The following is a 24,827-nucleotide window of genomic DNA, read 5'->3' as shown; positions in this document are numbered from 1 at the left end:
CTAGACAGTCAAGGTTGCGGTGCGCAATCGAAAGTGGCGAGGCTGGGCAACAAAAGAAATTTCGCACAAGCAAAAGCCCGGGCCGCGTGTTCGCGTCCCGGGCTTCCTGCGTGACGATTGCTCGTCAGCCCCCTTTGGAAACGGGCCAGTCGTTGCTGACCCAAACTCCCCGAACCTCAGCTAAGCTTCGATCGGAAGCTTAGACGCTAGGCCAATCACGGCGCATGTCACCGCCAAAGTACCGGTCTTCGACTCTTTGCGAACACTCTGTTGCCTCCGTGCAACATCGCTTCGCCAGATTGCGTTCGCCTCCCTCGCCACCTAGAGGACGGCGACCCGCATATTGCCCGTCCTCCGAAAGCATTGCCTTGCGCCTGTCCCGCTCCTTTCTCCCCGTCCTCAAAGAAAGCCCGAGCGACGCCCAGATCGTCAGCCACAAGCTGATGCTTCAAGCCGGGCTCGTTCGCCAGACAGCCGCGGGCATCTATGCCTGGCTTCCGCTCGGCCTGCGCGTGCTCAACAAAATTGCCGACATTGTTCGCGAGGAGCAGGACAAGGCCGGCGCGTGCGAGCTGTTGATGCCGACGCTCCAGTCAGCCGAGCTATGGCGCCAGTCAGGTCGATACGACGCCTATGGCCCCGAAATGCTGCGCATCAAGGACCGTCACGAGCGCGAGATGCTCTATGGCCCGACCAATGAGGAAATGATCACCGCGCTGTTTCGCGACGACGTGAAATCCTATCGCGACCTGCCGCGCACGCTTTACCATGTGCAGTGGAAATTCCGCGACGAGGTGCGCCCGCGCTTCGGCGTGATGCGGGGCCGCGAATTCCTGATGAAGGACGCTTATTCATTCGATCTGGACGAGGCCGGGGCGCGGCTGTCCTATTACACCCAGCTGCTCGCCTATTTGCGGACCTTCCAGCGGCTCGGCATCCGCGCGGTGCCGATGAAGGCAGCGTCCGGGCCGATCGGCGGCGACCTCAGCCACGAGTTCATCGTCCTCGCTCCCACGGGCGAAAGCGAGGTGTTCTACGATTCGCGCTTTGAGGAGATCGACTGGAGCAAGACCGACATCGACTATTCGGACGAGGCGGGTCTCCATGGCTTGTTCGACCAGGTCAGCTCGACCTATGCCGCGACCGACGAGACCCATGACGAGGCAAAATGGTCTGAAGTGCCGAGCGAACGCCAGCGCACTGGGCGCGGCATCGAGGTCGGACACATCTTCTATTTCGGCGACAAATATTCGGCCGCCATGGGGCTTAAGGTGTCGGGCAAGGACGGCAGCAACGTCACGCCGATGATGGGCAGCTATGGCATTGGCGTCAGTCGGCTCGTCGGCGCGATCATCGAGGCGAGCCATGACGATAAAGGCATCGTGTGGCCCGAAGCTGTCGCTCCGTTCAAGGTCGGACTGGTGACGATGCGCGGCGACGACGAGGCCTCGGTCGCGGTTGCCGAAGACCTCTATCGCCAGCTGACCGCTGCCAGTGTCGAGACGCTCTACGACGACCGCGACGAGCGCGGTGGAGTCAAACTTGGCGGCATGGACCTGATGGGCCTGCCGTGGCAGCTCGTGGTCGGGCCACGCGGGGTCGCCGCTGGAATGGTCGAACTCAAGGATCGTCGCACCGGCGAGAAATTCGAGATCCCGATCGACGCCGCAGTGGCGCGCCTCTCCTGATGATCCTCAATCGCTACGAAAAGATGATCGCGCGCCGCTACTTGCTCCCGGGCAAGGGCGAAGGGTTCATCTTCCTGGTCGCCGCAATCAGCCTGGCTGCGGTGGCGCTCGGAGTTGCAGCGCTGATCATCGTGATGTCGGTAATGAATGGCTTTCGCGCCGAACTGTTCGACAAGATCGTCGGTCTGAATGGCCACGCCATTGTTAACGGCTATGAGGGGCGACTGAGCGACTGGCAGCGGATCGCCGCTAGCGCCCGCGCTACGCCAGGGGTGGTTTCCGCGCTGCCATTGATCGAACAACCACTAATGGCCAGCGCCAACGGCCGGGTCGAGGGAGTGCTGGTGCGCGGTATGCGTCCCTCAGACCTCCAGAATAACCCGATCATCAGTTCGCATGTGAAATCGGGGCAGCTGATCGACATTGCGCCCGGCAGCAACAAGATCGCGATCGGTAGCGGGCTTGCCCAGTCGCTTGGCGCCTATGTCGGATCCGAGATCAGCCTGATCTCGCCCGAAGGCCGCGATACGCCGGTCGGGAGCGTGCCACGGATCGTGACCTATACCGTGGGCGCGGTGTTCGAGGTCGGGGTCTATGACTATGACAAGCAATATATCATCATGCCGATGGAGGACGCGCAGTCGCTTTTGCTGATGGGCGACCAGATCGGCATGATCGAGGTCCAAGTAGAAAATCCTGACAAGGTTGGCGAAACGCTAGCTCCCCTTGCGCCCATCGTTCGCGGCCACGGCATCTTGATCGATTGGCGACAGATGAATTCGGCCTTGTTCAGCGCGCTGGAGGTCGAGCGGATCGCGATGTTCGTCGTCCTGTCGCTGATCGTGCTGGTGGCGGTATTTAACATCCTGTCTTCGCTGATCATGCTGGTTCGGGCGAAGACACGCGACATTGCGATCCTGCGCACGATGGGGGCGAGCCGTCGCGCGATGATGAAGATCTTTGTCACGGTCGGGACCACGATCGGGGCGCTAGGGATCATGCTTGGCGTGATCCTTGGCGCCCTGTTCCTGTTTTTCCGACAGCCGATCGTTGATTCCATCCAATATCTGACTGGCCAGGATTTGTGGGACCCGTCGGTCCGGGTGCTGTCCAGCCTGCCGTCGAAATCGGACCCGGTCGAGATTGGCGCCATCATCGTCACCGCGCTGCTGCTGTCCTTCCTTGCGACGCTCTATCCTGCGTGGAAGGCAGCAAGCACCGACCCTGTCCAGGTGTTGCGCTATGAGTAAGCCGGTTCTCGAGACGACCGACCTTCGCCGCAGTTTCACTCAAGGCGAGGTTACCATCCACGTCCTCAACGGGGTCAACCTCTCGATCCAGCCGGGCGAAATCGTGGCGCTGGTCGGGCCATCGGGGTCGGGCAAGTCGACGTTGCTGCAGGCGGTAGGTCTGCTCGAAGGCGGGTTCGAGGGCTCAATCCGGATCAACGGGGTCGAGGCGGCGGCACTGGACACCGATGCGCGCACCGACCTGCGCCGCGATGCGCTGGGCTTCGTCTACCAGTTCCATCACCTCCTGCCCGATTTCGATGCCCGCGAGAATGTCATCCTGCCGCAGATGATCCACGGCGCGCTGCCGGAGGTCGCGCGGGAACGAGCCGACGCGCTGCTGACGACGCTGGGACTTGGCGACCGGCTCGATCATCGCCCGTCGAAACTGTCGGGCGGGGAGCAGCAACGGGTCGCGGTCGCCCGGGCGCTGGCCAATCGTCCGCCGCTGATCCTGGCCGATGAGCCAACGGGCAATCTGGACGAAAAGACCGCCGACACCGTCCTCGCCGAATTCCTTCGGCTGGTTCGAGATGAAGGCAGTTCCGCGCTGATCGCTACCCACAATGAGCGGCTGGCCGCGCGGATGGATCGAGTGGTGCGGCTGCACGAAGGGGTGCTCGGCTGACGCCACCAATTGGCGCGCCGCGCGTTCACCGGCCATGTCACCTGAAACGCCACCAGAAGCCAATCGAAAAATGCCCCTCCTCGGCGCCGCAGCGGTGGTGCTGTTGCTGGTCGGGGCAGGGACTTATGGCTGTTCGAAACGAAACAATGACAAGTTGAGCGACACGCAGGTCAGCGGTCAGAACAGCGCGGCCACGACTGCTCGCGTCGATCCGGCCAAACGCTGCGCCTCGACCCAGACATACGAGTTGCTCAAGCGCGAACTGTTCCGACGGGCCGCGCAGATTCGGGGAAATGCCGATCCCGCGCTGTTCGACCGAATTGCCACCGCCGCTGCGCTTCGCATCGAGCGACCAGTCGTGACGAGTCGGGATGAGGGCCTTGGCAGTATCGCCTGCCAGGCGAGTGCGACGGTCGACTTACCGCCAGGCCTGGCGGTTGCGGGTAGCCGGACCAGCCTTTCCGCCGATCTCGCCTTCACCCTCCAGCCTGCCGCGGATGGCAGTGGCGACGTGCTGATGTTCACAAACGCCGACGCCATCGCAGTCCCGCTGGCGACGATCGGACGACAGGCAGGCGTGACCCAGCCCAATCCGATGAACCCAAGCTATGACGGTCCCGGTGAGGTTTCGCCTGCGCCGTCGGTTGTCCGTCCTGCTCCCCCTCCGCCGCCTGCAACATCAAATCCCGTGCCCGTCCCCCCTCGGCCACCTGCAGCGCCTGTGGCGACGGCTGCTTCGGGGGCCAACCCCAGTTTTCCCTGCGCCCGAGCCCGGACAAGCGGCGAGGTTGCGATTTGCCGCGACCCCGCACTTGCCCAACTCGACAGACGAATGGCGGCGCAATACCGCAGCGCCTATGACGCAGCGTCACCGCGTGAGCGCGATGTCCTGCGCTCCACCGCGCACCGCTTCTATGGCTATCGCGATAATTGCCCGGACGCGCGCTGCATCGCCAATGGCTATCGTGGGCGAATGCGCGAGATCGACGACATCATGCGCGCCGATCGTCCGGACGATCAGCTGTAGGACAAGCCTTCTAATCTGGGGATAAGTCGCCAGCGACACTTCACCTGACGCCCGGCGCATCGCATAGTCGAACAATGCTCCCTTACGTCCCGCTTCGTACTTTTTCGTCGTTCACCATGCTCGAAGGGGCGGTCGAGCCCAAGGCGATCGCCAAGCAAGCGGCGAAACTCGGCTTTCCGGCGATTGCGATGACCGACCGCAACGGCCTGTATGGCGTGATGCCGTTCGGCGATGCTTGCGTGGCGGAAGGGGTGCAGCCGATCGTCGGGACGACCCTTGCGGTCGCCAGGCCCGGGGAGGGCGCCCTGACCATCGACTGGCTCGTCCTCCTGGCGCAGGATGAGGCGGGATATGACAATTTGTGCAAGCTCGTCTCGGCCGCGCACCTCGACCGGCCGATCAATGAACTGCCCCACATATCCTTTGCCATGCTGGCCACGCACAACGCAGGACTGATTGCGCTGACGGCTGGTGGGGAGGGGGCGGTGGCACGCCATTTGGCCGATGGCCAGCGCGCCAAGGCCGAAGAATATCTCGACCGGCTGACGGCGCTCTACCCGGGGCGGCTTTATATTGAGCTCAGCCGTCGCGGAGATCGTATCGAGGAGGCTGCGGAGACCGGCCTGGTGGACATGGCCTATGCCCGCGACCTACCGATCGTCGCGACCAACCCAAGTTGCTATGCCGAGCCCCATTTCCACGCCGCGCACGATGCCCTGCTGTGCATCGCCAACTCGACCTATGTCGAGAACAGGGACCGCCCGACGAGCTCACCCGAAGCATGGATGAAGTCGGGCAGTGCCATCGAAGCACTTTTTCCCGACCTGCCCGAAGCGATCGCCAACAGCGCGATCATTTCGCAGCGCTGCGCCGTTGCCGCCCCCCAGCGCAAGCCGATCCTGCCGCGACTTCGTGACGACGAGGATGAAGCGCTCGGCCGTGATGCCAAGGCCGGGCTCGACGCCCGCCTTGCGCGCCTCGCCGAACTCGGCGCGGCGCCAGCCGACTCGGCCACTTATTACGCCCGGCTCGACTTTGAAATCGACGTCATCACGCGGATGGGGTTCGCGGGTTATTTCTTGATCGTTGCTGACTTTATCAAATGGGCAAAGAACAACGACATTCCGGTCGGCCCGGGGCGTGGCTCGGGCGCGGGCAGCATTGTCGCCTGGTCGCTGCTGATCACCGATCTCGACCCGATGGCGCTCGACCTGCTGTTCGAACGATTTCTCAATCCCGAACGCGTGTCGATGCCCGATTTCGACATCGATTTCTGTGAAACCCATCGCGACAAGGTTATATCCTACGTCCAGGCCAAATATGGCCGCGACCGCGTCGCGCAGATCATCACCTTTGGTCGGCTCAAGGCCCGTGCCGTGCTGAAGGACACCGGGCGCGTCCTCCAGATGAGCTACGGCCAGGTCGATCGCCTCGCCAAGCTCATTCCCAACCATCCGACCGAGCCATGGGACCTGCCGCGCGCGCTCAACGGGGTGAGCGAACTAGCCGCTGAATATAAGAATGACGAGGGCGTGCGGCGCCTGTTCGATCTCGCCATGAAGTTGGAGGGACTGCCCCGGCACAGCTCGACCCATGCCGCCGGGGTCGTGATCGGCGATCGACCGCTGAATGAGCTTGTCCCCCTCTATCGCGACCCGCGTTCGGACATGCCCGTTACCCAGTTCGACATGAAATATGTCGAGGCGGCGGGGCTGGTGAAATTCGATTTTCTTGGGCTCAAGACATTGTCGGTGCTGAAGGAAGCGCAGCGCCTGCTCGCCCAGACCGGTCAATCGGTCGATTACGCCGCGCTGCTGTGGGACGATCCCGCCGTTTACGAACTGCTCCAGCGCGGTGACACGGTTGGCGTGTTCCAGCTGGAATCCGAAGGGATGCGGCGCACGCTGTCGGCGGTTCGGCCGACCGCGTTCGGCGACATCATCGCGCTGGTTTCGCTCTATCGCCCCGGTCCGATGGACAATATTCCGATGTTCGGCGACCGCAAGAATGGCCGCGCCGAGCTTGCCTATCCGCACCCGATGCTGGTCGATGTGTTGAAGGAAACCTACGGCATCTTCGTCTATCAGGAACAGGTCATGCAGGCCGCGCAGGTACTGGCCGGCTACAGCTTGGGCGAGGCCGACCTGCTGCGCCGCGCGATGGGCAAGAAGATCAAGGCCGAGATGGACGCCCAGCGCGAGCGGTTCCTGTCGGGCGCCGCGAAGAACGATATTGCCCGGCCCAAGGCCAATGAACTGTTCGACCTGATCGATAAGTTTGCCGGCTATGGCTTCAACAAATCGCACGCCGCCGCCTACGCGCTGGTCGCCTATCACACTGCCTGGCTGAAGGCGCATCATGCACCGGAGTTTTTTGCCGCTTCGATGAGCTTCGATACCGCCACGACCGACAAGCTTGCTTTGTTCGTCGACGATATGCGGAGGAGCGGGATCGATGCGCTGGGGCCCGACGTCAACCGGAGCCAGGCGTCGTTTGACGTACAGGGGGGGCCCAAGGGCTTTGGCGTGCGCTATGCGCTGGGCGCGCTCAAAGGGGTCGGCGAGAAAGCGATGGAGGCGCTGGTCGCAGATCGCGATGCCAATGGTCCGTTCAAGAGCCTGGACGACTTCGCCGAGCGAATCGATCCGCGGTTGCTCAATCGCCGGCAACTCGAAAGCCTTGCTGCAGCGGGGGCGTTCGACAGCCTTTATCCCGATCGTGCATCAGTTCACGCCGCCGCCGAAACGATCCTGGCTCATGCCGCAAGCGCCTCTTCCGCGCGCACTAGCGGGCAGGGCGGGTTGTTCGGCGGACCGTCGGACAGCGGGGTTGCACCGATTCGCCTGCCCAAGGACGCCCACTGGACGCTGGCCGAGCGGATGTCGGCCGAGCGCGATGCCTTCGGATTCTACTTCTCGGCGCATCCGGTCGATGCCCAGCGGCACTTGCTTTCGGCGCACAAGGTTCGCCGCTTCGCCGATCTTGCATCCTTGCCGATGCACAGCGACGGAAGCAGATCGACAGCGACCATGGCGGCACTGGTCGAGACGGCGAAATGGGCGACTTCGGCCAAGGGCCGGCGCTACATGCGGATGACGATGTCCGACCCGTCGGGCCAGTTCGACGCGACTGCGTTCGAAGACGAAGCCTGCGCCGCGATCGAGGCGGCGGCCAAGACGGGCGAATGCGGGCTGCTGACGGTCGAACTCGACAAGCGGCCTGGGGACGAAGTCCCCCGGGTTGCCATCAAACGCTTTCAACCGCTCGACAGCCTTGCGAAAAGGACCAAGCTGCAGTTGGAGATCCACCTCAGCAATTTTGCACAAGTGCCTAAAGTACAAGATGAACTCACGCGCGGTGGATCGGGCGCGGTACGTTTCAGGATCACGTTGGATGATTCGCGGGAAGCCATAGTGTTGGCTGGTCGAGACTTCGCCCTCGACGCCGACCTTGCGGCGCGGCTCGAGCGATTGCTTGGGCCTGAAACTGTCACCCTGTCGGCTCAGCTTCCCCCACAACTGGCCATCGTCGCATAGCCGAACGCCGCTGTTGGAACCTACCCCAGGTTGGAAGGTGCTGCTTCAACACCATTAGTCTCGCTCGGTGGCGACGGTTCGGCACTGGATGGGGCGGCCTCGGGCACTTTGGCCGCAGGAGCTGGCGGCAGTGGTTCCGGCGCACCCTGATCGACATCGGGCTCCGGCGGCGGGGGAGTCTTGCTCTCATATTCGCTCCCCGGAAGTGGCCGGGTCGCCTTGCGCTCAACCGGCGGTGCGCGGTTGGCCGGCGCGGTCGTGCCGGCATAGACACAGGCATCGAGCCCGTCGCGGCCGACCGTGCCGATCCGCGCGGCGATGATGCTGCCATAGCGGCGGGTAAAGCCAACCGGCGCCACGGCGCCGCGCTTTTTGGGGAGAGGCAGAACGGCGGCGATCCGCGCGGCTTCGGTCGCGCTCATCGCCGACGCGTCATGACCGAAATAGCGCATCGATCCCGCATTGACTCCATAGGTGCCGATCCCGGTCTCGGCGAGATTGAGATAGACCTCCATGATCCGGCGTTTTCCCCAAAGATGCTCGATGAGGAAGGTGAACCACGCTTCTGCGCCCTTGCGCGCATAGCCGCCACCTTGCCACAGGAACGCATTCTTGGCCGCCTGCTGGCTGATCGTTGAGCCGCCGCGGATCCGCCCGCCCGAGGCATTGCGCTTGGCGGCGTCCTCGATCGCCTTAAAGTCGAACCCCTTATGGGCGCAGAATTTGGCATCTTCCGCGGCGATTGCGGCGCGGACCATGTCACGATCGAGCCGATCGATGCCCATCCATTGGCGATCGGCCCCGCGCCCGGCGATCAAGTCGCTGACCATCGTTGCGGTAAACGGCGGATTGATGAATCGATAGGCCAGCACCCACAATACGCTGAACAGGATCAGCGCCAATATGATTCGGAAGATCCAGCCAAGCACGCCGCGGCGCTTCGGGGATTTCCGACGCCGGAACGGCGACGATCGACTGACCGATCGATTGGCCATCAGGCGATACCCTCGATCAGCTCACGAATGCGACGGCCAAGCCGGTCGAGCTCGAAAGGCTTCGTCATGACGTGCATGTCGCGGCCAAGCGATCCCTGGCCGACCACGTCCTGCTCGGCATAGCCGGTGATGAAGAGGATTCTCAGATCAGGACGCGATTCACGCGCGCGATCCGCCATCTGCCGCCCATTGATCCCGCCCGGCAACCCGACGTCGGACACCAGCAAATCAATTCGCACGTCCGATTCCAGCAGCGCCAGTCCGCTTGCCGCATCCTCGGCCTCGAGCAATTGATAGCCCAGTTCGGCCAACAGCTCAGCGATCAGCATGCGCACCCCGGGCTCGTCATCAACAACCAAGACGGTCTCGCCATGACCTGCGCGCGGGGTGGCGCCGGTATCAGGCGCAATCTCCTCGCCAGCATGGTCAGCGCCATGATGGCGCGGAAGGAAGATCGAGAAGGTCGCGCCCTTGCCGAACTCGGAGTCGATCCGCACTTGCCCGCCTGACTGGCGCGCAAAACCGTAGATCATCGACAGGCCGAGCCCGGTGCCTTCCCCTAATGGCTTGGTCGTGAAAAAAGGATCGAATGCGCGGGCGATGACTTCGGGCGACATTCCGGTGCCACTGTCGGTGACGCTGAGGGCGACATAGTCGCCGGGGTCGAGGTCGCGAACCCGCGCCTGATCCTCGTCGAGCGGCGCGTTGCGCGTCCGGATCGACAGCGTGCCCCCGTCCGGCATCGCATCGCGCGCATTGATGACGAGGTTGAGCAGCGCGTTTTCAAGCTGGTTGGCATCGACCATCGTCGACCATAGCCCGGGCTGGGTCTCGACGCTCAGCGCCACCTGCGGTCCAAGGGTTCGGCCAACCAGCTCCTCCATGCCGTTGACCAGTCGGCTGACATCGGTCGCACGCGGATCGAGCGTCTGGCGGCGCGAGAAGGCGAGTAGGCGATGGGTCAGCGCAGCAGCGCGACGCGCGGCGGCCTGGGCCGCTTCAGAATAGCGCCCGATGTCGTCATAGCGGCCCTGCTTGATGCGCATGCCAATGATTTCCAGCCCGCCCATGATTGCGGTCAGAAGGTTATTAAAGTCGTGCGCCAGCCCGCCGGTGAGCTGGCCGACTGCTTCCATCTTCTGGCTTTGGCGGAGTGCCTCCTCGGCACTCACAAGCTCGCGCGTGCGCTCGGCGACCTGGGTTTCCAGGCTGCCCGCAAGTCGCTCGAGCTCGGCAGCCTGGTGCCGTTTGTCGTCAATGTCCGTATTGCTTCCGACCCAGCCGTTGATTGCGCCCGACGCGCCCATGACGGCCTCGGCGCGAGACAGAAACCAGCGATACACCCCATCGCGGCGACGAAGGCGGAACTCGGTTTCATAAACCGAGCCGGTCGCCAATGCCTGTCCCCAGCGCGCGCCTGCGTCGGCCAGATCGTCGGGATGGACGACTTTACCCCAGCCATCGACGCCACTTAAATCTGCAATGCTCAGCCCTGTATAGTTGAGCACTTGGTCATTGAACCAATACAAAAAGCCATCGGCACGGGCCGCCCAGATATGATTGGGCATGACTTGCGCGAAAACGGTGAACTGCTCCTCGCTGGCGCGACGCGCGGCCTCCGCTCTCAATCGTTCGGTGGCGGTGCGAACGCGCTCGGCAATTTCGCGCACAAGGAGGAGGTCGTCGTCATTGAAGTTGCGTGGCTGGCCGTGATTGGCAAAGATCAATGCCACGAACCCGCCCTGTTCGATCAACGGCATGTTGACGAAGGCGCGGGCATTGATTCCCTCGAGCGCGGCTGCCGTATGACGCGTGCGATCGTCGAGCCGAACATCGGCGACGGAGACGGTGCGGCCCGCCTTGAGATCATCGATATAGCTGCCGTAGTCGCGGAAATGGAGCGTCCCGGCGATGGTGGTCACGCCCGGCGCGTTCCAGTCGCGCGCAATCGAAATCGTCTCGTCTTCCTTGTCGATCACGCCATAGCCAACGCGATCGACGCCAAGCGCCTGGCCAAGCACTCCGGCGGCGACGAAGCTGATCTCGTCAGGATCGGTGCATTCGCGGATGCGATCGCTCAGCAAAAGCAGCGTCGCGTGGCGGATTTCGGCCTGCTTGCGCGTGGTAATGTCGAAGGAAACTCCCGGCAGGCGAGTGACCTTGCCATGCTCGTCGGCGATGGCCTTGCCTGACGCAAGCACCCAGCGGTGTTCGCCCGATGGCTGGACGAGCCGATACTCTTCACTGAACAGCGCGCCCGTATCGATTGCCTCGTCGATTTTGCGGCGTACCCGATCGATGTCTTCGGGATGCATGCCAGAGAAGAATTCGGCCAGTCCGGCACCTTGGCGAGCAAGGTCTGGATCGACACCATACAGCCGCGCGAAATTCTCGTCGGCGATGACCCTGTCTTCAGGGATATCCCAATTCCATGCGCCGATCGCCCCACCAGCAGCAATCGCCTGACGAAATCGTTCGTCGCTTAGTTCGATCGCGGCGCTGCTTTCCTTTTGCGCGGTGATATCGGTGAGGATTGCGGCAACGCGCTTTACCGCCGGATCAAGCGAAATAAGTTCGACGTCGAACCAGCGGCGCGAGGCTGCGCTGAAGAAGTCGGCGCGACGAGGGACAGCGCCATCCGCAACCTCGGCCAAAAGCCCGAGCCAACTAGTATCCGGATCCGGCGTTATCTCGCTAAGCAAGCGCCCGTTGAGCCGACCGGCGTCGCTCAGTAACTCCATTGCTGCATTGGTCTCGACGAAGCGATAATCGACCGGGCGATCACCTTCGAAGATCATGTCGATGATCGACATGGCAGTCTGGCTGGCAGCAAACAGCGTTTCCAGATTGGCCGTAGGATGGCGCAAGGAGGGAGGTAAAGTGGTCAACAAAGTCTTCCATCTCGGGCCGGCGATCCTAACGCCGCGCCAAGGGCCGGCGATCCTTAAGCGAGTAGCGGGTCGGCGCCAAGACGGGCCTTCTATGGACGAGCCAAATTACTCGCAAAAAGAGCGCAATGTCACGACGCTCATGATCCGCATGTTCGCTGGCCGTCCGCCGCAGTGACGCCACCGCTTGCCGCACAGCATCACTCCATTTACATCGCCGCCCCATGACCAGCACCAACGACATCCGCCGCTCGTTCCTCGACTATTTCGAAGGGCAAGGTCATGCGCGGGTGCCGTCGGCGCCGCTCGTTCCGCACAACGACCCGACGCTGATGTTCGTGAACGCCGGGATGGTCCCGTTCAAGAACGTCTTCACCGGGCTCGAGACGCGGCCCTATGTGACTGCGACGAGCAGCCAGAAGTGCGTTCGCGCTGGGGGCAAGCATAACGACCTCGACAATGTCGGCTACACCGCACGTCATCACACTTTCTTTGAAATGCTCGGCAATTTCTCGTTCGGCGCCTATTTCAAGGAGCAGGCGATCACCAACGCGTGGACCCTGCTGACCAGGGAATGGGGGCTCGCGCCTGACCGATTGACCATCACCGTCTATCACACCGACGACGAGGCGGCGTCGCTGTGGAAGAAGATTGCCGCGCTGCCAGACGAGCGCATCATCCGCATCGCGACCAAGGATAATTTCTGGGCGATGGGCGATGATGGTCCGTCGGGACCGTGCTCGGAGATTTTCTACGATCATGGCGATCACATTCCGGGAGGACCACCGGGGTCGCCTGACGAGGATGGCGATCGCTTCGTCGAGATTTGGAACCTGGTGTTCATGCAGTATGAGCAGGTCGGTGGCGTGATCATGTCCAACCTGCCCAAGCCGTCGATCGACACCGGCATGGGACTGGAGCGGATCGCCGCCGTGATGCAGGGCGTGACCGACAATTATGACACGGACACGTTCAAGGCGCTGATCGCGGCGAGCGAGGTGCTGACCAAGACCCGGGCCGAGGGTGCCAGCCAGCCGAGCCACCGGGTCATCGCCGACCATTTGCGGACGTCGGGTTTTCTGGTGGCCGACGGAGTGCTGCCGTCGAACGAGGGGCGTGGCTATGTGCTGCGGCGGATCATGCGGCGGGCGATGCGCCATGCCCATCTGCTCGGCGCGGCCAATCCGCTGATGCACCGGCTGGTCCCGGCGCTGGTCGCCGAAATGGGGGCTGCCTATCCCGACCTCGTACGCGCCCAGCCGCTGATTGAGGCGACGCTGCAGCAGGAGGAGATTCAGTTCCGGCGGACGCTGGTCAACGGGCTGCGGCTGCTCGATGAGGCGACCGCGACGATGGGGCCGGGGGACACGCTGCCGGGCGCAACCGCGTTCAAGCTCTACGACACGTTCGGCTTTCCCTATGACCTGACCGAGGACGCGCTGCGGGCGCGGTCGCTGCAGGTCGACCGAGCGGGGTTCGACCAGTCGATGGCGGCGCAGAAGGCGGCGGCAAGGGCGGCGTGGAAGGGATCGGGCGAGCGGGCGTCGGACGATCTGTGGTTCGACCTGGTCGAGGAACATGGGCCGACCGAGTTCACCGGCTACTCGGGTCATGAGGGCGAGGGGATCGTCCTGGCGGTGATCGAGAACGGGGTGCGAGGCGACACGCTTGGACACGATCAGGAGGGGATTGTCCTGGTCAACCAGACGCCGTTTTACGGAGAGAGCGGCGGGCAGGTTGGGGATGCTGGAGTATTGCGTTCGATCAATGGGTTGGAGGCTGTTGTTGAGGATGTGTCGAAACCACTCGGAAAGCTTCACGCGCTTCATGTGAAGGTCGTTTCGGGAGCTATAAAAGCAGGCGATACGGTACAGCAATATGTGGACGTCGAGCGGCGCGCTGCGGTGCGGGCCAATCACTCGGCGACGCACCTGCTTCATGCCGCGCTGAGGAACCGGCTGGGCGGGCATGTGACGCAGAAGGGGAGCCTGGTCGCGGCCGACCGGCTGCGGTTCGACTTCTCCCACCCGACCGCGCTGACGCCGGCAGACATAGCGGCGATCGAAGCCGAGGTTAATGGGCATATCCGCCATAACCAGCCCGTTTCGACGCGGTTGATGACGCCTGATGATGCAATCGAAGCTGGAGCAATGGCGCTGTTCGGCGAGAAATATGGCGACGAGGTGCGGGTCCTGTCGATGGGGATCGGCGCCGACGCCGATTATTCGGTCGAGTTGTGCGGCGGGACCCACGTCAATGCGCTGGGCGATATCGCGCTGTTCAAGATCATTTCGGAAAGCGCGGTTTCGTCGGGGGTCCGGCGGATCGAGGCGCTGACCGGCGAAGCGGCGCGGCAGTGGCTGGGCGAGCGCGATGCCAAGCTGCGCGAGGCCGCAGCGACGCTGAAGTCGAGCCCGGATGAAGTACCGGGCCGGGTTGCGGCGCTGATCGAAAACAGCAAGCGGCTCGAACGCGAGCTGGCCGAGGCGAAAAAGGCGCTAGCGCTGAGCAACGCAAATGGGGGAGGCAGCGGCGGCAAGTCCGAGGCTGCGGGGCCCGAGCAAGTCGGCGGCCATGCGTTTCTGGGACAAGTGGTCGACGGGCTCGACCCCAAGTCGCTGCGGTCCGAGGTCGATGCGATGAAGCAACGGCTGGGCGGGGCCGGGATTGCGGCGCTGATCGCGACCAACGACGGCCGCGCGAGCGTTGCGGTCGGCGTGACCGAGGGCGTCACCGTGTCGGCTGTCGATTTGGTCAAGGCGGCGGTCGCGGCGCTGGGCGGGCAGGGCGGCGGGGGTCGGCCCGACATGGCGCAGGGCGGCGGTCCCGATGGCACCAAGGCCGGCGAGGCGATGGACGCCATTCGCGAAGCCCTTGCCACGGTCTCGGCCTGAGTCAGGTGCGGCCTATTTCGGCGCCGAGTCCCGCGCCGTCCGCCGCCCCAACCCGGGCAGATCCTGAAGCTTGCCCTCGGCCATGATCTGGGCACGAAGCTCGCTGCGCTTTTCGTGGATGCTGGCGATGACCGGGCCCATGGCGGTGCCGATGTCGACCAGCACGGCTTCGGACAGCTGGAGCGAGGCTTCGAGGGTTTCGGGGACGGCATCCGTGACCCCGGCGCGATAGAGTTCGGCGGCATGATCCGTGTCGCGCGCGCGGGCGATGATCGCCAGCGTCGGGCACCAGCCACGGATGCGCTTGGCGAGGCGGACGATGAGCACCGGATCGTCCATCGTCAGGACGAGCGCAGCGGCATGGCCGAGCTGGAGCCGGTCGATCAGTTCGCCGCGCGAGACGTCGCCGAACTGCACTGAATAGCCCGCTGCCCGCGCTTCCTTGACCCCATCGATATCGCTGTCGATCGCCAGATAGGGCTTGTCGTGGGCGGCGAGCATGTCGGCGACCATTTGCCCGACGCGCCCGAAGCCGAAGATGACGGTGCGGCCCGCGCCCGAAATCTCGTCAGTGCTGGCGCTGCGATCATCGACGCGGCGTGCGATGCGCTTGCCGGCGGCAGCGAGGAGCGGAGTGACGGTCAGGCCGATGGCAGTGACGACGGTCCAGAAGTCGGCGCTGGCGCGAAGCACGAGCCCGGCGGAGGCGGCGGCACCGATGACGATCAGGCTGGTTTCCGACGGACTTGACATCATGACGCCAACTTCGACCGCAGTGCCGTGACGAGCGCCGTTGAGGCGAAGCAGCGCGGCGGTGACGAGTGCCTTGATGAGGAGCAGTGCGACAGTCGCGCCGAGCAGCCTGGGCCAGTCGGCGATCAGCGCGGCGAGGTCGATGCGCATGCCAACGGTGATGAGGAAAATTCCGAGCGCAAGCCCGCGAAGAGGGGCGGTGACGGTCTCGACTTCGGCGTCATATTCAGTTTCGGCGATGAGGATCCCGGCGATCATGGCGCCGAGGATCGGAGACAGGCCGACCGCGCCGGTGGCGAGGCTGGCGAGGATGACGACCAGCAGGCTGACGGCAAGGAACAGCTCGGGACTCTTGGTCCGCGCGGCCTGGGCGAACAGGCCGGGGAGGAGGAAGCGCCCGCCGACGAGGAGCGCCGCCACGACCAGCACGCCGCCGACCGCGGTCCGAACGAAGCCGGCGAGGGTGGCGTCACCGCTCATCACCTCGAGCAGGAAGAGCAAGGGGACGAGCGCCAGATCCTCGAACAGGAGCATGGCGAAGGCGGCCTTGCCGACCGGGCTTTTGGTTCCGGCGATGGGCAGGACGAGGGCGGTCGAGGAAAGGGCGAGTGCGAGGCCGAGCGCGACCGCGCTGCTGATCCGCTCACCAATCGCCAGCATGCCGATGGCGATGAGCCCGGCGGAGAGGAGCAGTTCGGCCGCGCCGACCCCGAACACCGCGCGGCGCATGGTGGCAAGGCGGCGGAAGCTGAGGTGCAGTCCTGCGGCGAACAGGAGGAAGATGATCCCGAGCTCCGCGAACGGCTCGATCCCCTCGGGGTTGGAGATGGAAAAGGTTTCCAGCCACGGATGGGCCTGCGCCATCGCGCCGAGCGCGAACGGCCCGGCGATGATCCCGACGAGAATGAAGCCGATGACTGGCGACACTTTGAACCGGGCGAAGGTCGGAATGACGATCCCCGCCGCGAGGAGCACGGTCAGCGCGTCGGAGAAGCCGGTGCCGCTGAAATGATTGGTGGCCGCCATGGATGGCTCTTAACCATGGTCGGCGCGCCAAGTCACCACGGCACCGCACCGAGTTTGCCGCGTTGGACCCGGCAATGGAGGTGTAACATGGTGAAATCTGTCAAGGTCGGCGACGTCAAGGTCGGGGACAGGGTCGGATGGGAGTCGAGCGGGGGTCATTCGACTGGCAAGGTGGTCAAGAAGCTGACCAGCCCGCGGATGATCAAGGGCCACAAGGTGGCGGCGTCAAAGGATAATCCGGAATTTCTGGTCGAGACCGAGAGCGGCAAGCAGGCGGCGCACAAGGCGGGCGCGCTCACGAAGGGTTGAGTTTGCTGGCGGAGCGGATTGTGGCAAACTGCCCCGTGCAATGAATGCGATTGAAGATGTCGTGATCGTAGGTGGCGGCCCGGCCGGAATGATGGCCGGGCTGTTGTTCGCCCGCGCCGGATGCCGGGTGCGCGTGATGGAAAAACATGCCGACTTCTTCCGCGACTTTCGCGGGGACACGGTCCACCCGTCGACGATGGAGATCCTCGACCAGCTGGGCATGCTCGAACGGTTTCTCGCGCGGCCCTATGAGCGGCTAAGTCGGGCCGAAATTCGTATCGCCGGACGCGATTATGCGATCGGCGACCTGTCGCATTTGCGCACGCCGGCGCCGTTCATCGCGATGATGCCGCAATGGGAATTCCTCGATTTTCTGCGTGATGAGGCGGCCGCTTTTCCAGGTTTTGCGCTGGAGATGAATGCGGAAGTGATCGGCATGGAGGAGGGTGAGGCGCCCGCGATCAGCCTCGCCGACGGGCGGCGGATCGGTGCGCGACTGGTGATTGCGGCGGATGGTCGATCCTCACTGGTGCGCAAGATGCTGGCGGTAAAAGTGCTCGGCGCGCCGATGGACGTGCTGTGGTTTCGCATCGACAAGCTCGATAACGTCGGGGAGGCCTTGCGCGGGTCGGTAGCGAGCGGGCGGATGGTCGTGCTTATCGACCGGCGGAGCTATTGGCAGGTCGCCTACCTCGTGCCCAAGGGCGGTGCCGATGGCGTTCGCTCGCGCGGCGTCGAGTGGCTGGCGGGCGAAGTCAAATGCGCCTTTCCCGATCTCGATTTCGGGCCAGCGCCGCTCCGGTCGATCGACGACCTGCATTTGCTGACGGTGGCGCTCGACAGGTTGACGACATGGCACCGGCCCGGCCTGCTGGCGATCGGCGATGCGGCCCATGTGATGTCACCGATCGGCGGCATCGGGATCAACCTTGCGATCCAGGACGCGGTGGCGGCGGCGAACATCCTTGCCGGGCCGATTGCTCAAGGGCGACCGGTCGATCCACTGTTGCACAAGGTCCAGGATCGGCGCCTGCTGCCGACCCGGCTGGTCCAGGCGGCGCAGAAGCTGGCGCAGGATCGCATTGTCGGGCGCGTGCTGAGCGGCGCTGCGATCGTTCGCGCGCCCTTCACGGTTCGGTTGCTCGATCGGATCCCGCTGTTCCGGCGCATCCCTGGCCGACTAATCGGACTGGGCGTGCGCCGGGAGCGGGTGACGTCGCCGGTCGGTTAAGCGGCGATGCCTTCGGCGATCATCGCTTTCTCGAGGTTGGCGCGGATCGCTTCGAAGAATTGCTCGGTGGTCATCCACGCCTGGTCGGGGCCGACGAGGATGGCGAGATCCTTGGTCATGGCGCCCTGCTCGACGGTCTCGATGCAGACCCGCTCGAGCGTCTCAGCGAATTTGACGACGTCGGGGGTGTCGTCGAACTTGCCGCGGTACTTGAGGCCGCCGGTCCAGGCGAAGATCGAGGCGATCGGGTTGGTCGAGGTCGCCTTGCCCGCCTGGTGCATGCGGTAATGGCGGGTGACGGTGCCGTGCGCGGCCTCGGCCTCGATCGTCTTGCCGTCGGGGGTCATCAGCACCGAGGTCATCAGGCCAAGCGAACCGAAGCCCTGCGCAACCTGATCGGACTGGACGTCGCCGTCGTAATTCTTGCATGCCCAGACGAACTTGCCGCTCCATTTGAGCGCGCTCGCGACCATGTCATCGATCAGGCGATGCTGATATTCGATGCCAGCTTTCGCGAACGACTCCTTGAATTCAGTGTCGAAAACCTGCTGGAAAATATCCTTGAAGCGGCCGTCATAGGCCTTGAGGATGGTGTTCTTGGTCGAGAGGTAGACCGGCCAGCCGAGGTTGAGGCCGTAGTTCAGCGAGGCCCGGGCGAAGTCGCGGATCGACTCGTCGAGGTTGTACATGCCCATCGCGACCCCGGCGCCGGGGTATTGGAAGACTTCCTTTTCGATCACCTGGCCGTCGTCACCGACGAACTTCATTGTCAGCGTGCCCGGACCCGGGACAAGGAAATCGGTTGCCTTATACTGGTCGCCGAAGGCGTGACGGCCGATGACGATGGGATCGGTCCAGCCGGGGATCAGGCGGGGAATGTTGCTGATCACGATTGGCTCGCGGAAGACGACCCCGCCAAGAATGTTGCGGATCGTGCCGTTAGGCGACTTCCACATCTGCTTGAGATGGAATTCCTCGACGCGGGCCTCGTCGGGGGTGATGGTGGCGCACTTCACGCCGACGCCATATTTCTTGATCGCCTCGGCGCTGTCGATGGTGATCTGGTCGTCGGTCTCGTCGCGCTTTTCCATGCCGAGATCGAAATAGATCAGGTCGACGTCGAGGTAGGGCTGGATCAGCCGCTCGCGGATCCATTGCCAGATGATGCGAGTCATCTCGTCACCGTCGAGCTCGACGAGCGGAGTCTTTACCTTGATCTTGGCCATGAATTTCGTCCCGCAGAAAGGCTGGTGTTGGCGCGGGCCTTAAGGGTCGGGGGCGGGTTACGCAACGTCAGGGGCTACGCAACTTGCTGCTCCCGACATCGCCCTGTAGGGATGGGCCATGCCTGAAATACAGAACCCCGACAGCCAGTTGACCGCCGTCAAGTGGCGCTTCCCCTCGGTCCATCCCGAGGGCCGCAAATTCACCCTGATCGCCGCAGTGCTGACGCTGGTCATCTATACCGGGGTCAGCCATTTCGTCGGCTGGCTGCTGGTCGGCCTGACAATCTGGGTCGCGGCCTTTTTTCGCGATCCGATCAGGACAACGCCGCAGGATCCGTCGCTGATCGTTGCGCCGGCCGACGGGCTGATCACGATGATCGTGCCTGTTCAGGGGCCACCCGAGCTTGCCGGGGTGATGAGCGGGACGTTCACCCGGGTGTCAATCTTCATGTCGGTGTTCGACGTGCATATCAATCGATCGCCGATCGCGGGGCGGATCGCCAAGGTCGCCTATGTGCCGGGCAAGTTCCTCAACGCCGACCTCGACAAGGCGAGCGAGGATAATGAGCGCCAGCATTTCCTGGTAACCCGCGACGATGGCGTGTCGATCGGCTTTACGCAGATCGCCGGGCTGGTGGCGCGGCGGATCATGGCGTTCGTCAAGGAAGGCGATGTCGTCGAGGCGGGCGAACGGATCGGGCTGATCCGCTTTGGCAGCCGGGTCGATGTCTATCTGCCCGAGGGGACGAGCCCGCAGGTCCTGCTGGGGCAGCGGACGATCGCCGGCGAGACGGTGCTCGGTACAATCGGCCAGAACCGTGCGCTGGGCGGCAAAAGCCAGTGAGCCCGACCGAAGGGCAGGGGTTGTCGCTGCGGGCATTTATCCCGAACGCGGTGACGGTACTGGCCTTGTGCGCGGGACTGACCGGCATCCGCTACGGCATTGCCGGCGAGTGGGAAAAGGCGATGATCGCGATCGTCGTGGCGGGCGTGCTCGACGGGATGGACGGGCGGATCGCGCGGATGTTGAAGGCCAACAGCAAGTTCGGTGCCGAGCTCGACAGCCTGTGCGACAATATCGGCTTTGGCACCGCGCCAGCGCTCATCCTGTTCCAATGGTCATTGGCAAAAGCCCCCAAGTTCGGCTGGACGGTGGCGCTGGCGCTGGCGATCAGCTGTGCACTTCGGCTGGCGCGGTTCAATTCGCGGATCGATGCCGATGTCCAGCCGCACAAGTCGGCCGGCTTCAATACCGGTGTTCCAGCGCCAGCGGGGGCGGGACTGGCCTTTGCGCCAATCTATCTGTGGCTGATCACGTCAAACGACGTGTTTCGCGACTGGCGGCTGGTGATGCCGTGGACGCTGTTCGTGGCGGTGCTGATGATCTCGGCGATCCCGACTTTCAGCTGGACCTCGATCCGCATTCGAAAGAGCTGGCGAGTCGCGGCGCTGGCGGGGATCGCGCTGGTTGCAGCGGCATTGATCAACGAACCCTGGCTCACGCTCCTGCTGGTGTCGCTCGCTTACCTGATCAGCGTGCCGTTGAGCCTTGCGAGCTATGCCCGGGTCAAGCGGCGGCGCGCCACTCGGCTGTCGCGCGCATCGGCGCCAGGCGCGGTGCCGGATAACGCTGGCTGAAGCGGACCGTCACCGGTCGCACCATCAGCGGCCGCGATACCAACGACTTGCCCTTGAGCGCGGCGAGTATCTTTGCGCCGCTGTCGTCGCTCGTCATGATGACGGCGGTCAGCGCGGCCCAGCCGGCGATCAGGAAAGCGAGGGTGGCAAGGGCAGCGATCACAATGAGTCTCCCAGTTGAAGGCGGAATGCCTGTCGTCCCGATTCGTTCCAGTTCGGCGGCGTTTCCCGCTCCATTGCGCCACTGTTCTTGTTTTGTTCGCGCGTGTCAAGTAGTCGCGTTATCCACAGGCTGTTGGCGGTTTGCTGGACGAGGGCGCGACGTCGGGCGCGCGAAGCGACCCGCGAAGAACCGACACCGGGTTGAAATCGCGATCGGCCTGGGCTAGGGGCGCGCCACCCCACAGGCGGAGCCGTTCACCCGGTGCCGATCTCACGATCGGTTCTTGGCCCCGCCGAGGAATAACCGGTAAGGAGACACTCTTATGGCGACCACCGTCGTCACCCTGCAGCAATTGCTTGAAGCTGGCGCCCACTTTGGCCACCAGACCCATCGCTGGAACCCGCGCATGAAGCCGTACATCTTCGGCGAGCGCAACGGCGTCCATATCATCGATCTTTCCCAGAGCGTGCCCCTGTTCGCTCGGGCGCTCGACTTCGTCCAGGCGGCGACGGCGCGCGGCGGCAAGGTGCTGTTCGTCGGCACCAAGCGCCAGGCGCAGGACGCCGTGGCCGATGCGGCGCGCGTGTCGGGCCAGCATTTTGTCAATCATCGCTGGCTCGGCGGGATGCTAACCAACTGGAAGACCATTTCCAATTCGATCAAGCGCCTCAAGACGCTTGAGGAGCAACTGTCGGGTGACACCGCCGGCCTGACCAAGAAGGAAGTCCTCCAGCTGACCCGCGAGCGCGACAAGCTGGAGAAGAGCCTGGGCGGGATCCGCGACATGGGCGGGCTTCCCGACGTCATGTTCGTCATCGATTCGAACAAGGAAGAGCTCGCCATCAAGGAAGCCAATGTGCTTGGCATCCCGGTCGTCGCGATCCTCGATTCCAACTCGAACCCGCAGGGCATCGCCTTCCCGGTTCCGGGTAACGATGATGCCAGCCGCGCCATTCGCCTCTATGCCGATTCGATCGCCCAGGCGGCGAACGCGGGCAAGAGCGGCAACCAGGCCGCCAAGGGCGTCGACATCGGCGCGATGGTCGAGCCGCCGGTCGAAGAAGTATTGGCGTAAGCCACAGCCCTCCCGGACAAGCGGGAGGGCAGGGGATGGGGCCAGTCCTTCAACTAAGGGCGCCTCATCCCTATTATTTTATCCCACCCCGACCCTTCCGCCGAGCGGGAGGGAGTGAGAAGGAATCTGCCATGGCTGAAATCACCGCTGCCTCGGTCAAGGAACTGCGCGAGCGCACTGGCGCTGGCATGATGGACTGCAAGAAGGCGCTGACGGAAAATGGCGGCGAAATGGAAGCGTCGGTCGACTGGCTGCGCACCAAGGGTCTTGCCGCCGCCGCCAAGAAGGCCGGCCGTACCGCCGCCGAGGGCCTGGTCGGGGTTGCTGTCGAAGGCACCAAGGGTGCGGTCGTCGAGGTCAACTCCGAGACCGACTTCGTCGCCAAGAACGAGCAGTTCCAGTCGTTTGTGCGTGATATCTCAGGACTTGTCCTGACCGTAGGCACCGACGTCGAAGCGCTGAAAGCGTCGGCCTATCCGGGCGGCGGGACGGTCGAGGAGAAGCTGACCAACAATATCGCCACAATCGGCGAGAACCAGTCGCTTCGCCGCGCTGCGATCCTCGAAGTGTCGCAGGGCGCGGTCGTGTCCTACGTCCACAATGCTGCCGCCCCCAATATGGGCAAGATCGGGGTGCTGATCGCGCTCGAGAGCGCGGCGCCGAGTGATGTGCTGACCGCGCTGGGCAAGCAGCTGGCGATGCACATTGCCGCTGCCAATCCGCTGGCGCTTGATGCCGCCGACCTCGACCCCGCACTGGTCGAGCGCGAGCGCGCGATTGCGATGGAAAAGGCCAAGGACAGCGGCAAGCCGGCCAACATCATCGAGAAGATGGTCGAGGGTGGTCTTGCGAAGTATCGCAAGGAGAATGCGCTGCTCAGCCAGCTGTTCGTGATCGATGGCAAGACCCCCGTCGCCGACGTGGTTGCCGCCGCCGCGAAGAACGCCGGTTCGCCAATCGTGCTGAAGGCGTTCGAGCGCTTCCAGCTGGGCGAGGGCATTGAGAAAGCGACGAGCGATTTCGCCGCCGAAGTCGCTGCGACTGCGGGCATCAAGAAGGTCGACCCGGTCGCTTAACGTACGCGACGCCGCTTAGGCGGTTGGCAGCGGGGCAGGGGGTGCGTAAGAGCGCTTCCGGCCCCGTTTTGCTGTTCGGGCTGAGAGGATGAACCACACGATGACTCGCCCGCGCTTCCATCGCATCCTGCTCAAGCTGTCGGGCGAGGCGCTGATGGGCACTCAGGGCTTCGGAATCGACAATGATGCCGTCGTTGGGCTGGCGGGCGAGGTCAAGGCCGCCAAGGAAGCTGGTTTCGAACTGTGCCTGGTGATCGGCGGCGGCAATATCTTTCGCGGGATGGCCGGCGCCGCCAAGGGCATGGACCGCGCGCAGGCCGACTATATGGGGATGCTCGCCACGGTCATGAATGCGCTCGCCATGCAGAATGCGCTTGAGCAGCTGGGCGTCGAAACTCGGGTCCAGTCGGCGATCAAGATGGATCAGGTGTGCGAGCCCGTCATTCGTCGCCGCGCCGAGCGCCATCTGGAGAAGGGCCGCGTCGTGATCTTCGCGGCCGGAGTGGGGAGCCCATATTTCACGACGGATAGCGGAGCCGCGCTGCGCGCCGCCGAAATGAAGTGCGACGCGTTGTTCAAGGGCACCAGTGTCGATGGCGTCTATGATGCCGATCCCAAGAAGGTGGCGACCGCGCAGCGCTACGACCAATTGTCGTTCCACCGCGTGCTGGCCGATGATTTGAAGGTCATGGACGCCTCTGCGGTGGCGCTGTGCCGCGACAATGATATTCCGATCGTCGTGTTCAACATTCGCGAGCCGGGCAATCTTGCCAAGGTGCTTGCCGGTGAAGGCGTCGCGACGATCGTGCAAAGCGAGGAATAGATTATGGCTGCCTATGACAAGTCCGACATCCAGCGCCGCATGGCCGGCGCGACCGAAGCCCTCAAGAGCGACCTCGTGGGCTTGCGCACCGGGCGCGCGTCGACTGCGCTGCTCGATCCGATCCAGGTCGAGGTCTATGGCGCGAACATGCCGCTCAACCAGGTGGCGACCGTGTCTGTGCCCGAGCCGCGGATGATCTCGGTCCAGGTGTGGGACCGGTCGAACGTGACCCCGGTCGAAAAGGCGATCCGCAATGCCGGCCTGGGGATCAACCCGATTGTCGACGGGACGACCATCCGGCTTCCGATTCCCGACCTGACCGAAGAGCGCCGCAAGGAGCTGGCCAAGCTGGCCAATCAATATGCCGAAAAGGCGCGCATCGCGGCGCGCAACGTTCGTCGCGACGGCAATGACGCGCTCAAGGCCGACGAGAAGAAGAACGAGATCAGCGAAGACGAGCGCAAGCGTCACGAGACCGAAGTCCAGAAGATGACCGACGACACGATCAAGGACATCGACGCCGCGGCCTATGCCAAGGAACAGGAAATCCTGGGCAAATGAA

18 protein-coding genes and 1 pseudogene are annotated in these 24,827 nt (G+C 63.8%); 14 read left to right on the top strand and 5 right to left on the bottom strand.

Annotation, left to right across the window (positions count from 1 at the left end):
- The first annotated feature begins 368 nt into the window (after positions 1–368).
- The 5 genes from proS (at position 369) to dnaE (ending at position 8,168) form a co-directional block, all read left to right on the top strand.
- Complete coding sequence (proS, locus tag U1700_RS08105; RefSeq protein WP_332751772.1) at positions 369–1,688, top strand: proline--tRNA ligase; 1,320 nt, start codon at positions 369–371, stop codon at positions 1,686–1,688.
- Entirely contained in the window at positions 1,688–2,938 is a 1,251-nt protein-coding gene (locus U1700_RS08100; protein WP_332751770.1) for a lipoprotein-releasing ABC transporter permease subunit, read from the top strand. Before proS ends, U1700_RS08100 begins: the two co-directional genes overlap by 1 nt.
- Entirely contained in the window at positions 2,931–3,605 is a 675-nt protein-coding gene (locus U1700_RS08095) for an ABC transporter ATP-binding protein (RefSeq protein WP_332751768.1), read from the top strand. Before U1700_RS08100 ends, U1700_RS08095 begins: the two co-directional genes overlap by 8 nt.
- 70 nt (positions 3,606–3,675) lie before the next feature.
- Positions 3,676–4,632 (top strand): lysozyme inhibitor LprI family protein, encoded by a 957-nt coding sequence (locus U1700_RS08090; RefSeq protein ID WP_332751766.1) that lies wholly within the window; start codon positions 3,676–3,678, stop codon positions 4,630–4,632.
- Between the two features lie 74 nt (positions 4,633–4,706).
- The gene (gene dnaE, locus U1700_RS08085) at positions 4,707–8,168 is read left to right on the top strand and encodes a DNA polymerase III subunit alpha (RefSeq protein WP_332751764.1); all 3,462 of its coding nucleotides are present in this window, start codon (positions 4,707–4,709) and stop codon (positions 8,166–8,168) included.
- Positions 8,169–8,437: 269 nt separating this feature from the next.
- On the opposite strand, the pseudogene mtgA reads toward dnaE, so the two are convergent.
- Together mtgA and U1700_RS08075 are read right to left on the bottom strand one after the other, a co-directional pair.
- A pseudogene (mtgA, locus tag U1700_RS08080) lies at positions 8,438–9,163 on the bottom strand (monofunctional biosynthetic peptidoglycan transglycosylase); the annotation flags it as partial.
- Positions 9,163–12,051, bottom strand: a complete 2,889-nt coding sequence (locus U1700_RS08075) for a PAS domain-containing protein (protein WP_332751762.1) — start codon at positions 12,049–12,051, stop codon at positions 9,163–9,165. The pseudogene mtgA and the gene U1700_RS08075, both read right to left, overlap by 1 nt.
- Before the next feature lie 224 nt (positions 12,052–12,275).
- Here U1700_RS08075 and alaS point away from each other — a divergent pair, with 224 nt between their 5' ends.
- A complete protein-coding gene (gene alaS, locus U1700_RS08070; protein WP_332751760.1) occupies positions 12,276–14,945 on the top strand; it encodes an alanine--tRNA ligase in 2,670 nt (889 codons plus the stop codon).
- 12 nt (positions 14,946–14,957) lie between these two features.
- Here alaS and U1700_RS08065 read toward each other — a convergent pair whose 3' ends face one another.
- A complete protein-coding gene (locus U1700_RS08065) occupies positions 14,958–16,724 on the bottom strand; it encodes a cation:proton antiporter domain-containing protein (protein ID WP_332751758.1) in 1,767 nt (588 codons plus the stop codon).
- An 87-nt stretch (positions 16,725–16,811) separates the two neighbouring features.
- On the opposite strand from U1700_RS08065, the gene U1700_RS08060 reads away from it, so the two are divergent.
- The gene (locus tag U1700_RS08060; RefSeq protein WP_332751757.1) at positions 16,812–17,033 is read left to right on the top strand and encodes a DUF2945 domain-containing protein; all 222 of its coding nucleotides are present in this window, start codon (positions 16,812–16,814) and stop codon (positions 17,031–17,033) included.
- Between the two features lie 40 nt (positions 17,034–17,073).
- The gene (locus tag U1700_RS08055; RefSeq protein ID WP_332751756.1) at positions 17,074–18,264 is read left to right on the top strand and encodes an FAD-dependent oxidoreductase; all 1,191 of its coding nucleotides are present in this window, start codon (positions 17,074–17,076) and stop codon (positions 18,262–18,264) included.
- Here the strand turns inward: U1700_RS08055 and U1700_RS08050 are convergent.
- The gene (locus U1700_RS08050) at positions 18,261–19,490 is read right to left on the bottom strand and encodes an NADP-dependent isocitrate dehydrogenase (protein ID WP_332751753.1); all 1,230 of its coding nucleotides are present in this window, start codon (positions 19,488–19,490) and stop codon (positions 18,261–18,263) included. The two genes, U1700_RS08055 and U1700_RS08050, sit on opposite strands and share 4 nt — an antisense overlap.
- A 118-nt stretch (positions 19,491–19,608) precedes the next feature.
- Between U1700_RS08050 and U1700_RS08045 the strand changes: the two genes are divergently transcribed.
- Together U1700_RS08045 and U1700_RS08040 are read left to right on the top strand one after the other, a co-directional pair.
- The gene (locus U1700_RS08045) at positions 19,609–20,334 is read left to right on the top strand and encodes a phosphatidylserine decarboxylase (RefSeq protein ID WP_332751751.1); all 726 of its coding nucleotides are present in this window, start codon (positions 19,609–19,611) and stop codon (positions 20,332–20,334) included.
- Entirely contained in the window at positions 20,331–21,128 is a 798-nt protein-coding gene (locus U1700_RS08040; protein ID WP_332751749.1) for a CDP-alcohol phosphatidyltransferase family protein, read from the top strand. The genes U1700_RS08045 and U1700_RS08040 overlap by 4 nt, the downstream gene beginning before the upstream one ends.
- On the opposite strand, the gene U1700_RS08035 is transcribed toward U1700_RS08040, so the two are convergent.
- Positions 21,058–21,291: a hypothetical protein gene (locus U1700_RS08035; protein ID WP_332751747.1), complete on the bottom strand. Its 234-nt coding sequence runs from the start codon at positions 21,289–21,291 to the stop codon at positions 21,058–21,060. The two genes, U1700_RS08040 and U1700_RS08035, sit on opposite strands and share 71 nt — an antisense overlap.
- 322 nt (positions 21,292–21,613) lie before the next feature.
- Between U1700_RS08035 and rpsB the strand changes: the two genes are divergently transcribed.
- The 4 genes from rpsB to frr all read left to right on the top strand — a co-directional run bounded on the left by rpsB (position 21,614) and on the right by frr (position 24,826).
- Positions 21,614–22,366 (top strand): 30S ribosomal protein S2, encoded by a 753-nt coding sequence (rpsB, locus tag U1700_RS08030; protein WP_332751745.1) that lies wholly within the window; start codon positions 21,614–21,616, stop codon positions 22,364–22,366.
- Between the two features lie 131 nt (positions 22,367–22,497).
- Positions 22,498–23,442, top strand: a complete 945-nt coding sequence (gene tsf / locus U1700_RS08025; RefSeq protein WP_332751744.1) for a translation elongation factor Ts — start codon at positions 22,498–22,500, stop codon at positions 23,440–23,442.
- A gap of 100 nt (positions 23,443–23,542) precedes the next feature.
- The gene (gene pyrH, locus U1700_RS08020) at positions 23,543–24,265 is read left to right on the top strand and encodes a UMP kinase (protein WP_332752278.1); all 723 of its coding nucleotides are present in this window, start codon (positions 23,543–23,545) and stop codon (positions 24,263–24,265) included.
- Positions 24,266–24,268: 3 nt separating this feature from the next.
- A complete protein-coding gene (frr, locus tag U1700_RS08015) occupies positions 24,269–24,826 on the top strand; it encodes a ribosome recycling factor (protein ID WP_332751742.1) in 558 nt (185 codons plus the stop codon).
- The last annotated feature ends 1 nt before the right edge of the window (position 24,827 follow it).

Origin of the sequence: Sphingomonas sp. RB1R13, from assembly GCF_036663775.1 — a bacterium.
Taxonomy (GTDB): Bacteria; Pseudomonadota; Alphaproteobacteria; order Sphingomonadales; family Sphingomonadaceae; genus Sphingomicrobium.
This window is presented reverse-complemented; position numbering and strand designations above follow the sequence as displayed.

What these genes read in the sequence shown, in the direction of transcription:
- U1700_RS08100 (WP_332751770.1), top strand. Translation starts at nt 1,688, where the DNA reads ATGATCCTCAATCGCTACGAAAAGATGATCGCGCGCCGCTACTTGCTC.
- U1700_RS08095 (WP_332751768.1), top strand. Translation starts at nt 2,931, where the DNA reads ATGAGTAAGCCGGTTCTCGAGACGACCGACCTTCGCCGCAGTTTCACT.
- U1700_RS08090 (WP_332751766.1), top strand. Translation starts at nt 3,676, where the DNA reads ATGCCCCTCCTCGGCGCCGCAGCGGTGGTGCTGTTGCTGGTCGGGGCA.
- dnaE (WP_332751764.1), top strand. Translation starts at nt 4,707, where the DNA reads ATGCTCCCTTACGTCCCGCTTCGTACTTTTTCGTCGTTCACCATGCTC.
- alaS (WP_332751760.1), top strand. Translation starts at nt 12,276, where the DNA reads ATGACCAGCACCAACGACATCCGCCGCTCGTTCCTCGACTATTTCGAA.
- U1700_RS08065 (WP_332751758.1), bottom strand. Translation starts at nt 16,724, where the DNA reads ATGGCGGCCACCAATCATTTCAGCGGCACCGGCTTCTCCGACGCGCTG.
- U1700_RS08060 (WP_332751757.1), top strand. Translation starts at nt 16,812, where the DNA reads ATGGTGAAATCTGTCAAGGTCGGCGACGTCAAGGTCGGGGACAGGGTC.
- U1700_RS08055 (WP_332751756.1), top strand. Translation starts at nt 17,074, where the DNA reads ATGAATGCGATTGAAGATGTCGTGATCGTAGGTGGCGGCCCGGCCGGA.
- U1700_RS08050 (WP_332751753.1), bottom strand. Translation starts at nt 19,490, where the DNA reads ATGGCCAAGATCAAGGTAAAGACTCCGCTCGTCGAGCTCGACGGTGAC.
- U1700_RS08045 (WP_332751751.1), top strand. Translation starts at nt 19,609, where the DNA reads ATGCCTGAAATACAGAACCCCGACAGCCAGTTGACCGCCGTCAAGTGG.
- rpsB (WP_332751745.1), top strand. Translation starts at nt 21,614, where the DNA reads ATGGCGACCACCGTCGTCACCCTGCAGCAATTGCTTGAAGCTGGCGCC.
- tsf (WP_332751744.1), top strand. Translation starts at nt 22,498, where the DNA reads ATGGCTGAAATCACCGCTGCCTCGGTCAAGGAACTGCGCGAGCGCACT.
- pyrH (WP_332752278.1), top strand. Translation starts at nt 23,543, where the DNA reads ATGACTCGCCCGCGCTTCCATCGCATCCTGCTCAAGCTGTCGGGCGAG.
- frr (WP_332751742.1), top strand. Translation starts at nt 24,269, where the DNA reads ATGGCTGCCTATGACAAGTCCGACATCCAGCGCCGCATGGCCGGCGCG.